Origin of the sequence: Clostridium peptidivorans, assembly GCF_900205925.1 — a bacterium.
GTDB lineage: Bacteria > Bacillota > Clostridia > Clostridiales > Clostridiaceae > Clostridium_AK > Clostridium_AK peptidivorans.
Window position 1 is genome coordinate 59006 of sequence record NZ_OAOD01000005.1, and the last position, 13141, is coordinate 72146.

Genomic DNA, 13141 nt, shown 5'->3' on the forward strand with positions numbered 1-13141 from the left:
TTTTTAGTGCTAATTTCTAGAACCTAAATTCTTATTTATTACATACTAATTTCTTTATTAACATTTCTCTTAAATTTCTTCTTTGTTTTAACTATTAAATCATCAAATAAAGTATATATTACAGGTACTATTACTAATGTAAGTAATGTAGAAAGTGTAAGCCCTCCTATAACCACAGTAGCTAGTGGAGCTTGAATCTCTGCACCATCTCCTATTCCAAGCGCCATAGGCACAAGTCCTAATACTGTAGTTAATGTAGTCATTAATATTGGTCTGAGTCTTGTGGGTCCTGCATTCAATATAGCTTCTTCTCTATCTTCCCCTCTACCTCTTCTAGTATTTATATAGTCTATTAAAACTATAGCATTGTTAACTACTATACCCGCTAAGATAATTAACCCTATAAAGGCTGGTACATTAAAGGTTCTTCTTGTTATAAATAGTCCAAAGATTCCTCCTGAAAAGGCCAATGGTACAGAAAACATAATAGTAAATGGGTGAATTAATGATTCAAATTGAGCTGCGAGTATCATATACACTAGTATTATTGCAAGCCCTAATGCAAGTATTAAATTACTAAAAGCATCTATCATTTCCTCATTTTGCCCACCCATTTCATAGGTGTACCCTTCTGGCATCTTTACTGAGGACAACTTGGTTGAAATTTCATCTGTAATACTTTTTAAGTCTCTTCCATATATATCACTATTTACAGTAATGGTTCTGACTTGATTTTCCCTACTTATAGATGATGTTGATTGATTTATAGAAATATCTGCTATAAGCTCTAAAGGTACATTTATTCCTGCTGGTGTTTGTATAAGTACTTGCTTTAGATTAGAAATACTTTCTGAAAATACATCGTCACCTTTTATGATAACATCTAATTCATCTCCATCTATTTTATACCTGGTGGCTACCTTTCCATCCATTACCCCCTTTATTTGCGCTGAAAGTTGTGCTGCAGTAATTCCGTATTGGGATGCTTTTTCTCTATTTATTTTAACTTGTACCTCTGGTGATCCTCCAGTCAAGCTTAATTTAACTTCTCTTGTTCCATCCACAGATTCTATGATATTTTTAAAGTTATTTCCTATATTTTTTAAAGTATTTAAATTATCGCCCTTTACTTTTATACTGATTGCTGATCCTGCAGCCCCCATACTTGTAGAAGATGCTTGAATATTAATTTTAGCTCCGGGAATATCTTTAACTAATTCTCTTACTTCATCTACTACATCAGCTGTACTCCGCTTTCGTTCTTTTAAAGGTTTTAAACTAACTATAAGGCTTCCTTTGTTTTGTCCAGAAGAAGTAAAAGACATGCTATTTCCTCCCCCAGCACTAGAAAATATAGACTTTACCTCCTTTATATCCTTTATTTTGTTCTCAATTGTATTTAAAATTTGTTCTGAATCTTTAACTTTACTCCCTTCTGGCAACTCTACACTTACAGTAAATTGCCCTTCATCTGTTGCAGGGAAAAATTCAAACCCTACCGCTACTAAAGATACCATACTTGATATAAATGCTACTATTGTAATAATAACAGTTATTTTTCTATGCTTTAATGCTTTAGATAGTAATCCCTTATACTTCTGTTCTACAAATAAAAATGCATTATCAAATCCGTCATAAATCTTGGAAAATAGCTTACTTTTACCTTCATGATGTTTCCCTTGATATTCGTCAACCTTTAATAACTTTGAAGATAACATAGGTACAAGTGTTAGCGAAACAACTAATGATGCTGCTAAAGAAAATGTAACAGTTAAAGCTAATTCCTTAAATATAATAGCAGTAATTCCTTGTGCAAATGCTATAGGTAAAAAAACAGCCACTGTCGTAAGAGTTGAGGCTACAACAGATATCATTACTTCTTGAGTACCTTCTATAGCTGCATCAATTCTTGAGTATCCCTGCTGTCTAAATCTATATATATTTTCAAGTACGACTATTGAATTATCAACAAGCATACCAACCCCAAGTGCTAATCCACCTAACGTCATAAGATTCAAAGTTATTCCATTAAAGTATATAAGTATAAATGTTGAAATTATAGAAATTGGTATAGATGTTCCTATTATAAAAGTACTTCTTATATTTCTTAAGAATAAATAAAGTATAAATATTGCAAGTATTGCACCTGTTACGGCACTACTGGATACATTTTTTATAGATTTACTTATATATTCAGACTGATCAAAGGTCTTTCCTATCTGTAAGTCTGAATATTGATTCTTTAATTTATCTATTTGTTTATTTATTTGATTTGCTATTTTAACAGTATTTGTGCCTGATTGTTTTTGTATGCTAATATTTATGGTTTCTTTCCCATCTACCTTTGAAATAGAAGTTTTAGCTTTATTTTGGAAAGAAATATCAGCTATATCTGAAAGATAAATTATCCCTCCAGTTTTTAAAGGTATAGGAACTTTCTTTATTTCTTCTAAATTGGTAAATTCACCTATATTTCTTATAAATAATTCTTGACTACCTTTTTTTACTGTTCCACCTGGTAAATTTAAATTTTCCGCTGCAAGTATTTGGGCAATATAGTCAATGCTTAATCCATATCCTTTTAATCTAGCTGCATTAGTATTTATTACAACTTCCTTTTCATACCCTCCTGATATACTTACAGATGCAACTCCCTCTATTCTTTCTAATGCTGGCTTTATAGTATCTTCTGCAAATGCTTGTACCTTTGCTAAATCACTTCCCTGTGTTACTGTAAGCTGCATTATAGGCTGTGCATTAGGATCTAATTTTAAAACTGTTGGACTATTAGCTTCTGATGGTAGCATTCCTTTTACCATATCAACTTTTTCTCTCATTTTTAGAGAAGCAAAATTCATGTCCGTTCCAAAATTAAATTGAACTATTACTATAGAACTGCCTTCCGAACTTATAGATGATATAGTATCTATATTTTCTACAGTAGCTACTGCTTGTTCTATAGGTCTTGTTACCAATTTTTCTATTTCCTCTGATCCAACGTTTGGATAACTTGTAGATACAATTGCTACAGGGTATTCAATATTAGGTAATAAATCAATAGGTATTTTAGAAAATGAAACAAACCCTAAAATTATCACTATGAAAATACCCATTAATGTCGTTACAGGACGTTTTACAGATAACTTTGATATGTTCATTATTTTACCCCTTCTACTACCTTTACTTTTTCATCATTTTCTACATAATGCTGACCTTTTATTACCACTTTATCTCCTTGAGATAACCCTGAAGTAATTTCTGCAAAATCCCCATTGTCTATTCCGATGGACACCTGTTTTTCCATTGTTTTATTATCTTTTACTATATAAACTATATTTTTATCTTCCTTTTGAAGTACTGCTTCACTTTTTACAATTAAAGCATTCTTTTTTGTATTTGTGCTTAATTTTATATTTGCAAACATACCTGATTTAATTTCATTATCTTTATTGTCTATTTCAATATTTACATCAAATAATTGAGTGGTGGAATTTGCTGCAGGCGTTATAGTACTTATAGTTCCTATGAACTCTTTATTATTTAACGCCGAAAAATTAGCCGTTACTTTATCTCCACTTTTTATTTTATTAATAAGATTTTCCGTTACATTTATTTTTACATACACTTTATTTAAATTAGATATGGTAATTGGAGCTTGCATATTTGATGACATTTCACCTACTTCTATATTAAGAGCTGTTACAAATCCATCTATAGGTGCTCTTACCACAGTGTCTTCCAATGCTTGTACTGCTTGTTTGTAAGATGCAGCCGATTGTCCCATTGCTGCTTGTGCTTGTTTTTGCGATGCCTGTGGTTGTTTGTATGCCGCTTCTGCTTGAGCTAATTGAGATTTTAAGACTTCAAGTGAGCTGTCTGATGCCGCAAGCTGCGCTTGTTCGTATTGAGACTTTGATATAATTCCTTCTTCATATAATACTTTCATTCTTTCTAAATTAACCTTTGCATTTTGTATTTTTTCTAAACTAGCCTCATAATTTGCTTTGGCAGTATCGTAAGCTGCCTTTGCTGAAGCCACTCCTGACTGCGCTTGTTCGATAGCTGCTTGTGAAGATTGTACTCCTGATTGAGCCTGATCCACTCTTGCCTGTGCATCGCTATCATCTAAAGCAAATAATATATCTCCCTTATTTACCTTATCACCAACTTTCACCCTTATATCTGTTACCTTCCCACCTAACTTTGGAGAAACAGCTACTTCTTGAGTAGGTATTACCTTTCCACTAATCATAGTTATATCTTTTATAGTGTCCTTTTTTACCAAGGCTACTTGAACCGGAGTGAGATTTACTTCTACATTTTCTGTAGCCTTATTATTGGCTTTCCCTTTTGAGCAACCTGTCAGTACAATAATGGCTGACAAAGTCAATAAAATACCTCTTAATTTCATCTTTTCCATTTACTAAAATACCCCTCCCAAACATATAAATGTAATTTTACCTATTATTTATAATTATAAGTAATACCTTCATCTTTTACAATAAACATATTATCAATTTTTGTCCAAAATATTAATTAACCCTTAAATTTAAAACTCCCACGGTATTCCGTGAGAGTTTTAAATTTATTACTATTACCATTTTAAACTTTATATCAATATTTTAATTATACACTTTACCAATCCCCTGAGGAACCTCCTCCACCAGAGCTTCCTCCTCCAAAACCTCCAAATCCACCGGAACCTCCCGAACTTCCACCGCCGAAGCCTCCGCCGCCGAAACCACCAGGACCACCTCTTCCTCCTCTTCCTCCAAAGAAGGAACTCCAAAATATTAACTCTAATAGAGATCTAGTTATTCTTCCTCTATTTAATAAAAAGTCCAAAACTAAAAGCCCTATTATGATTCCTGGAACCTTTGATGCTCTTTTGTTAGTATTTGAAGTCGTTCCTTGTAAATTTACAGGTTTATTTTTATCTAGTTTAACATTATATTCCTTAGCAACAGAATCTGCAAAAGCTGAATAAGAATCTCTTATTCCTTTACTATAGTCTCCAGATTGAAAAGGGGGTTTAAATAGCTTTTCCATAATCCTATCACTTAAAGTATCTGGTACAGCACCTTCAAGCCCTTTTCCTACTTCAACTCTTCTAAGTCTATCTTCCATGGAAATAAGAATTAAAAGACCATTATTTTTTCCCTGCTGTCCTATTCCCCAATCCCTAAAAAGCTTATTTGCATAGGTTTCTATGTCATTTCCTTCTAATGAATTTATTATAACTGTGGTAACTTGTGCCCCTGTTTTATCTTCTAATTCCTTTCCTACAGATACTATATATCTTTTAGTTTCCTCGTCAAGCACTCCTACGTAGTCATTTACATACTTTAAATTAGTTGGTGAGGGAAACTTTATTTCTGCACCATGTACAGGTGCAGGTAGCAAGAAGAGAAACGCTATAAGGCATACTAAAAACTTATATAATTTTTTCATAATTATTTGCCCATATTAAAGTCTACTTTAGGTACTTCTTTTGAACCCTCATCAATTTTATAGTATTCTCTCTGCTCAAATCTAAATACAGAAGCTACTATAGATGCTGGGAATTTTCTTATACTTGTATTATATACATCCACAGCCTCATTATAGTCCTGCCTTGCTATATTTATTCTATTTTCTGTTCCCTCAAGATTTGTAGTTAAATCTCTAAAATTTTCATTGGATTTTAATTGTGGGTATTGCTCTACAACTACCAAAAGCCTTCCAAGTGCTCCAGACAATTCACTATCTGCATTAGCTTTTTCTCCTACAGATTGTGCTCCTCCAAGTTTGGCACGAGCATTAGCTATATCCGTAAATATTTCTTTTTCCTGAGTTGCATATCCTTTTACTGTTTCAACTAAGTTAGGAATTAAGTCAGATCTTCTTTTTAACTGAGTATCTATATTTGATTCTGCCTTTTTAACCTTTTGATCTAAAGTAATCATTTTATTATAGCTAGATATTACTGGTGCCACTAGCACTAAAATCACAGCTAGTACTATTAGTACAGTTTTTAAGGTTTTATTCATACTGCCACACACTCTCCTTTTTATTATCTTAGATTAATTATCAAGCATATAGCTATAGTTGTCAATTCTGCTATTTGTCAACTTTTAATTAATTTTGCTTCTTTCTAAGCACTACATTAATTGTAGTATATATTATATTTCCCTTAATCAGTATATGTAATTCTCTTTTAAGTTATCATTATAGTTATTAAAACATTAGCTTAGCCTAAAATCATTTTAAATTTTTTTATGCAAGCTTCATAGCATCTGAAACCTTTTTTTATGATAAAATAATAAATATATATAATAAGGATGTGGTTGATAATGAAAGCTGAAATTATTGCTGTAGGTACAGAAATTCTTTTAGGAGATATAATAAATACTAATGCTCAATATCTCTCAAAGTCCCTTGCAGATATGGGTATATTGGTATATCATCAGTCTGTTGTTGGAGATAACTCTGATAGACTTACCGAAGAATTAAAAGCTTCCTTTGAGAAAGCTGATATAGTAATAACTACAGGTGGCCTTGGTCCTACTACAGATGATTTAACAAAAGAAGTAGGCTCTGCTTACTTTAATAAAAAACTAGTACTTCATCAAGAATCCTTAGATAAAATAGAAAACTTTTTTAGAACTCTTAATAGAACTCTAACAGAAAATAATAAAAAGCAAGCTTATTTTCCAGAAGGTTCAATTATACTTGCCAATGATCATGGTACTGCTCCTGGCTGTATTATAGAAGATAACGGTAAAATTCTTATTTTACTTCCTGGACCTCCTAAAGAAAATAAACCTATGTTTGAAAATTACGTTGTTCCATATCTTAAAAAGTTTCAGCAAGGCTCTTTAATATCTAAAACCTTAAGAATTTGTGGTGTAGGAGAATCTTCTGTAGCAACTCAAATATCTCATATAATAGAAAAACAAACCAACCCTACTGTAGCTCCTTATGCAAAAGAAAATGAAGTTACTTTAAGGATTACTGCTAAAGCTCCAAATACAGAGGAGGCCTATAAACTCATATCTCCTGTAGAAAATGAAATCCGAGATGTTTTAGGCGAAAATATTTATGGTAAAGGAAAAACTACATTAGAAAATGTAGTAGCTCAAATGCTAATTGAAAAAAACTTAAGTTTATCTACTGCAGAGTCTTGTACTGGAGGACTTCTTTCAGGAAGACTTATAAACTATCCTGGCATATCTAAAGTATTTATGGACGGATGTGTTACTTATAGTAATGAAGCTAAAATTAAAAGACTTGGTGTAAAAAAAGAAACCTTAGAAATCTACGGTGCAGTAAGCAAAAATACTGCAATAGAGATGGCTGAAGGAGTTGCAATAACTTCTGGTACCGATATAGGGATTTCAACAACAGGCATTGCAGGCCCAGATGGTGGAACAGATGAAAAACCTGTAGGGCTGGTATATATTGGACTCTATATAAAAGGACAGACTTATGTAAAGAAATTAACCTCCCCTGGTGATAGACAAAGTGTACGACAAAGAACCGTTACTTCAGCACTAGACTTTTTAAGAAGAAACCTACTTAAATATAGTTAATATTAAATATTGAATAGATAATAGTTTAGGTAAGTTTTTATAAAACTTTTATAAAAATTTAAAATAAAATTGCGGTAGGTTTTACCGCAATTTTTTACTAACTATTAAGTATTAACTGTTCTTTGCTATTCTCTTTACTTCATTTGCCACTGCTTCACATACTGCTTTATTAAATACATCTGGAATTATATAGTCATCTTTTAACTCTTCATCTCTCACTATACTTGCAATTCCCTTTGCTGCTGCAAGTTTCATTTCTTCAGTTATTGCTGTTGCCCTTGCTTCTAATGCTCCCTTAAATATTCCCGGAAACACTAAAACATTATTTATTTGATTAGGGAAATCTGATCTTCCTGTAGCTATTACTCTTGCCCCACCTAGTTTTGCTTCATCAGGCATTATTTCAGGTGTTGGATTAGCCATAGCAAATATTATGCTATCTTTATTCATAGTACTTACCATTTCCTTAGTCACTACATTGGGTGCAGAAACTCCTATAAATACATCCTTTCCCTTTATAACATCCTTTAATGTTCCCTCTTCTTTTTCTCTATTTGTAACCTTTGCAATTTCCTGCTGAGCTGGGTTTATCTTTTGGTCTCCCTCTATTAATGCACCTTTAATATCGCACATAACTATATTTTTAGCTCCTGCATTTAATAAAAGCTTACATATAGCAATTCCAGCTGAGCCTGCTCCATTTATAACTATTTTTGCTTCATTAAGCTCCTTGCCTACTAACTTAAGTGCATTATAAAGCCCTGCTAAAACGACTATAGCTGTACCATGTTGATCATCGTGAAATACAGGTATGTTGAGTTCTTCCTTTAATCTCTTTTCTATATAAAAGCACTCAGGAGCTTTTATATCTTCTAAATTTATTCCTCCAAATACAGGTGCTATAAGTTTTACGGTTTTTATGATTTCTTCTGGATCTTCACTATCTATGCATATTGGGAAAGCATCTATTCCTGAAAACTCCTTAAATAGTAGTGCCTTTCCCTCCATAACTGGAAGTCCTGCAAGGGGACCTATATTTCCAAGCCCTAAGACTGCAGTTCCATTGGTCACAACTCCTATTGTATTTCCCTTTATAGTATATTCATATGCCTTTTCTTTATCTTCTGCAATTTTAAGGCATGGCTCTGCAACTCCTGGGGTATAGGCTAATGCTAAATCCTGTCTATTTTTAACACTTACTTTCCCTATTACTTCTAATTTCCCCTTCTTTTCACTATGCAATTTTAATGCTTCTTCTTTAATACTCATTATAACATCCCCTTTATGAAAATTTTAAATAGTTGAGACATTTTCTGAATAATACTCACAATATGGCGCTACAGGACATACTTCACAATCAGGCTTTCGAGCTTTACATATATTTCTTCCATGCCATATTAAGTAATGATGAGTAATGCTCCACATATCCTTTGGTATGTTTTTCATAAGCTCATCTTCTACTTGCTCTGGAGTATTTCCATGAGCAATCCCTATTCTATTTGATACCCTAAATACATGGGTATCTACAGCAATTGCCGGCACTCCAAATGCATTAGAAAGTACTACATTTGCAGTTTTTCTTCCAACTCCAGGAAGCCTTATAAGCTCTTCCATAGTTTTTGGTACTTCTCCACTATGTTCTATTATTATAGATTTTGATGTTTCTAATATATTTTTACTCTTATTTTTATAAAATCCACAGCTTCTTATCTTTTCACCTAGCTCTTCCTCTGTTAAACTTACCATTTTTTCGGGTGTATTATATTCTTTAAACAATTCGCTAGTAACTACATTTACCCTTTTATCTGTACACTGTGCAGATAAAATCGTTGCAACTAAAAGTTCATAAGGCGATTTAAAATTTAATTCACATTCTGCATTTGGATAAGTTTCTCCCAAAATTTTAATTACATTATCTATATTTTTCTTTTCCAAGCAAATCACCACACCTTTACTATTTATATATTCCCCTATAGTTCTCAGGCAGTAATGCTGCTATGCTTTTCATAAAATATGTAAGTATTCTTTCTTCGTAATCATGCTTATCTTCTTCTTTATCCTTAACAGGTATATCTACAGGCTTTCCTATATTTATACGTACCTTTGCATGATGGAACTTTTCACTTCCCATATCTTGATCATTTATAGGCAAAAGCTTTTCTGTTCCCCACATTCCTACTGGAACAACTATAGCTTTTGATAACCTTTGAATTAAAACTATTCCTTTTTTAGCCTCTATTAAACTTGCCGTCCTACTCCTTGTGCCCTCAGGGAATATAAGTATATTATTTCCCGCTCTTAACATCTTTATTATACTTGATAATGCATCCTTATCAGCAGTATTTGGCTTAATTGTTATTGTTTTTGCAATACTTATGCCAAGATTTGTTAATGGATTATCTGAAAGCTTTGCTCCTGCTACAAAGGTTAAATCCTGTTCTTTAAATACCTCCATCAAAACCAAGGCATCCGAATTACTTAAATGATTACATATAAAAATTATGGGTTTTTTTATATCCTTTAAGTTTTCCATACCAGTAACTTCTATATCTGCATATTTATTCATACATCTATTTATTATCCTTTTAGCTAAGAAACATACCATGCTTTTTGGCAGCTTGGATATGATTTTTACAGCCAATGGAGAAATCATGTCACTTCCACCTTTCCTAAAACAATATATTATAATTAAATTATAATTTGTAATAGTTTAAAAGTCTAGAATAATAATCCTGAAGATATGATGAGTTAAAAGATATAGGCTCCTTATATCTTCTATTTTTCATAAGATATATCATCGCATTTCTCGTAAGAACATTTTTTCCTCTCCAACCTGAAGAAGTCCCTAAATACTTATCCTTAAAAATTTTATTGTTTAAGTTTATCATTTCATGTTCATTTATATTCTCCATATATTCAAAGGGCTTAAATTCATTTATATTAGATAATTTAACATGTTTATTAAAAGGACATAAGTCCTGACAGGTATCACATCCAAATATCCTTCCATTAATTTTATCAAACCATTCATCTTCAATATGCTTTTTTTGAGTTATATAGGACAAGCATATATTAGGATTAGTTTCGCCTTTATTTATACATTTAGTAGGACAAACTCTTAAGCACAAATCACATTCATTGCATCCACATTCTATAGGGCTATCCTCTTCTATAAATAAGTCTGTTATTATTTCTCCTAAAAATACATAAGATCCATACTTTTTAGTAATTATCATATTATTTTTTCCAAGAAAGCCTATACCACAAAGATATGCTATGTACCTTTCAGGCAATGCATTGCTGTCCACAAAGTATTTAGCCTTTCCTCCCATACTTTCTATATACTCGCATATCTTTTTTAAATACATTGACACTACTTTGTGATAATCCTCACCTCTAGTGTACTTAGAAAAGTATATATCCCCATTTATCTCTTTATTAAAGAGATAAGGAAAGGCAATTGAAATAATTGTCTTTCCTTCTTCCATATAAAGCGTTGGATTTATTCTACTTTCTGTATCTTCTATTTCAAATTCATTTTGTAATCCATTTTGTCTTCTAGATTCTAGAAATTGTTGCAATTCATTAAACCTTCTAAGTCTTGTAAATCCTACAGTATCTAATCCTAAACTTTTACAAAATTTTATTATCTTTTCTTTATAATTCATAATCATTTATAATCCCTTTATCTTATTTCTATAATCATCTATTTTTATTATAGGATTATCGTCACATTTCACAACTTTTGCAGGTATTCCAACAGCAGTGCAGTTTTCTGGTACATCCTTTAAAACAACTGCATTAGCTCCTATCTTAGAATTTACCCCTAATGATATTGGTCCTAAAATCTTAGCTCCTGCTCCTATGACCACGTTGCTTCCGACAGTTGGATGCCTTTTGCCTTTATTTTTACCAGTTCCTCCCAAAGTAACACCATGATACATTATTACATTATCTCCTACTTCTGCTGTTTCTCCTATAACCACTCCCATACCATGGTCTATAAATAATCCCTTTCCTATTGTTGCTCCTGGATGAATTTCTATTCCTGTAAAAAATCTAGACATTTGAGAAATAAGCCTTGCCATAAAAAACATGTTTTTCTTATAAAAAAAATGTGCCATTCTATGATTTATCAACGCATGAATAGATGGATATAAAAGTAATACTTCTAATCTATTTCTTGCAGCAGGATCATTTTTTAATACAAAATCTAAATCGTACTTCAATTTATTAAACATAAACTTTTCTCAAACTCCTTTTACTAATCATATAGTCCTGTTGATAAATACTTTTCGCCTCCATCTGGCGCTACAGTGACTATTTTTTTACCCACGCCTAGCTTTTTTGCAACTTTAAGTGCAATAGCTATATTTGCTCCTGAAGATATTCCAACCATTATCCCTTCTTCACTTGCCATAAGCCTAGCATATTCAAATGCTTCTTCATCCGTTACAGTAATTACTTCATCTACAACACTATTATCATATATTTCTGGTATAAAGTTAGCTCCTATTCCTTGAATTTTATGAGGGGCTGCTTTACCTCCTGAAAGAAGCGGAGATTTTTCAGGCTCTACAGCTATAACTTTTATATCCTTTTTTAGCTCTTTAAGTTTTCTTCCTACTCCAATAACTGTTCCACCTGTTCCTACAGATGCCACAAATGCATCAATATCAGGAACATCCCTTATTATTTCCTCTGCAGTAGTTTCATAATGTCTTTCTGGATTAGCTTCATTGGTAAACTGTTGAGGCATATAGAATCCTTGGGAATTTTTAACCAACTCCTCTGCCTTTTCTATTGCACCTTTCATTCCAAGTTTCCCATCTGTTAAAATCAATTCTGCTCCATAAGCTTTCATAGTATTTCTTCTTTCAATACTCATGGTATCTGGCATAACAATTATAACCTTATATCCCTTTAAATTTCCTGCCATAGCCAGTCCAATACCAGTGTTACCACTAGTAGGTTCAACTATAGTATCTCCCTTTTTAATGAGTCCTAGTCTTTCAGCTTTTTCTATCATGCCAATAGATGCTCTATCTTTTATGCTTCCACCTGGATTATATTTTTCAAGTTTTACATATACTTCTGCTGAATTCTCATCATTTATATTATTTAATTTTAAAAGAGGTGTGTTCCCTATCATTTCCAAAGCGTTATTATATATCATGTTCAAATCTCCTTTTATAACTTTATGGTAACCTTCGTTAAAAATTATTATTTAAGAAAACATCTTAATAGCTTAATATCGGATTATCTCTTACAAAATCATAGTTTCTTATAAATTATGCATATTTTTATGCTCATATATAAAGTTATACACAAAAAACTTCGTCCCTAACTTATAGAGACGAAGTATTCTTCGCTATTCCACTCTACACAAAAATTGTGAGTAAACATTCAAGCACTCATATATGCTCTATCAATTTAACGGTTGATGCCGTTGCAGCCTACTTAAACTTTCGGTGCAATACTCCAGAGTGCACTTCATATAAACTTTTATATAGAAATCCTCTCAGCATACTAGATTTCCTCTCTGTAAATTCTATTTATACTACTTTCCT

Annotated in this window: 11 protein-coding genes and 1 other annotated feature (1 of these 12 only partly in view); of the genes, 1 reads left to right on the forward strand and 10 read right to left on the reverse strand. The window is 32.2% G+C overall.

The genetic code is table 11. The annotated features are described in order from the left end of the window. Positions 1 to 38: 38 nt before the first annotated feature. The 4 genes from CRN98_RS06050 to CRN98_RS06065 all read right to left on the reverse strand — a co-directional run bounded on the left by CRN98_RS06050 (position 39) and on the right by CRN98_RS06065 (position 6029). Positions 39 to 3158, reverse strand: coding sequence for an efflux RND transporter permease subunit (locus tag CRN98_RS06050; RefSeq protein ID WP_097026531.1), 3120 nt, complete (start codon positions 3156 to 3158; stop codon positions 39 to 41). Further along, positions 3158 to 4420 carry an efflux RND transporter periplasmic adaptor subunit gene (locus CRN98_RS06055; protein ID WP_097026532.1) on the reverse strand — a complete coding sequence of 421 codons (1263 nt, stop codon included), beginning with the start codon at positions 4418 to 4420 and terminating at the stop codon, positions 3158 to 3160. The genes CRN98_RS06050 and CRN98_RS06055 overlap by 1 nt, the downstream gene beginning before the upstream one ends. A gap of 215 nt (positions 4421 to 4635) precedes the next feature. Further along, positions 4636 to 5451, reverse strand: a complete 816-nt coding sequence (locus CRN98_RS06060; RefSeq protein ID WP_143331279.1) for a TPM domain-containing protein — start codon at positions 5449 to 5451, stop codon at positions 4636 to 4638. A 2-nt stretch (positions 5452 to 5453) separates the two neighbouring features. Further along, positions 5454 to 6029, reverse strand: a complete 576-nt coding sequence (locus CRN98_RS06065; protein ID WP_097026534.1) for a LemA family protein — start codon at positions 6027 to 6029, stop codon at positions 5454 to 5456. 303 nt (positions 6030 to 6332) lie between these two features. Between CRN98_RS06065 and CRN98_RS06070 the strand changes: the two genes are divergently transcribed. Continuing rightward, positions 6333 to 7571: a competence/damage-inducible protein A gene (locus CRN98_RS06070; protein ID WP_097026535.1), complete on the forward strand. Its 1239-nt coding sequence runs from the start codon at positions 6333 to 6335 to the stop codon at positions 7569 to 7571. A gap of 111 nt (positions 7572 to 7682) precedes the next feature. Here the strand turns inward: CRN98_RS06070 and CRN98_RS06075 are convergent, their stop codons facing one another. Genes CRN98_RS06075 through cysK form a run of 6 tightly spaced genes read right to left on the reverse strand, consistent with a single transcriptional unit; the run spans position 7683 to position 12747 of the window. Then, positions 7683 to 8840, reverse strand: a complete 1158-nt coding sequence (locus CRN98_RS06075; protein ID WP_097026536.1) for an NAD(P)-dependent malic enzyme — start codon at positions 8838 to 8840, stop codon at positions 7683 to 7685. A gap of 24 nt (positions 8841 to 8864) precedes the next feature. Continuing rightward, entirely contained in the window at positions 8865 to 9506 is a 642-nt protein-coding gene (nth, locus tag CRN98_RS06080; RefSeq protein ID WP_097026537.1) for an endonuclease III, read from the reverse strand. 19 nt (positions 9507 to 9525) lie between these two features. Beyond that, positions 9526 to 10224, reverse strand: coding sequence for a lysophospholipid acyltransferase family protein (locus CRN98_RS06085; RefSeq protein ID WP_097026538.1), 699 nt, complete (start codon positions 10222 to 10224; stop codon positions 9526 to 9528). A 40-nt stretch (positions 10225 to 10264) separates the two neighbouring features. Beyond that, complete coding sequence (queG, locus tag CRN98_RS06090; protein ID WP_097026675.1) at positions 10265 to 11239, reverse strand: tRNA epoxyqueuosine(34) reductase QueG; 975 nt, start codon at positions 11237 to 11239, stop codon at positions 10265 to 10267. A 6-nt stretch (positions 11240 to 11245) separates the two neighbouring features. Next, a complete protein-coding gene (gene epsC / locus CRN98_RS06095) occupies positions 11246 to 11812 on the reverse strand; it encodes a serine O-acetyltransferase EpsC (protein ID WP_097026539.1) in 567 nt (188 codons plus the stop codon). A gap of 23 nt (positions 11813 to 11835) precedes the next feature. Continuing rightward, positions 11836 to 12747: a cysteine synthase A gene (gene cysK / locus CRN98_RS06100; RefSeq protein WP_097026540.1), complete on the reverse strand. Its 912-nt coding sequence runs from the start codon at positions 12745 to 12747 to the stop codon at positions 11836 to 11838. Between the two features lie 173 nt (positions 12748 to 12920). Then, positions 12921 to 13141 (reverse strand) — a binding site (T-box leader) (it continues 16 nt past the right edge of the window).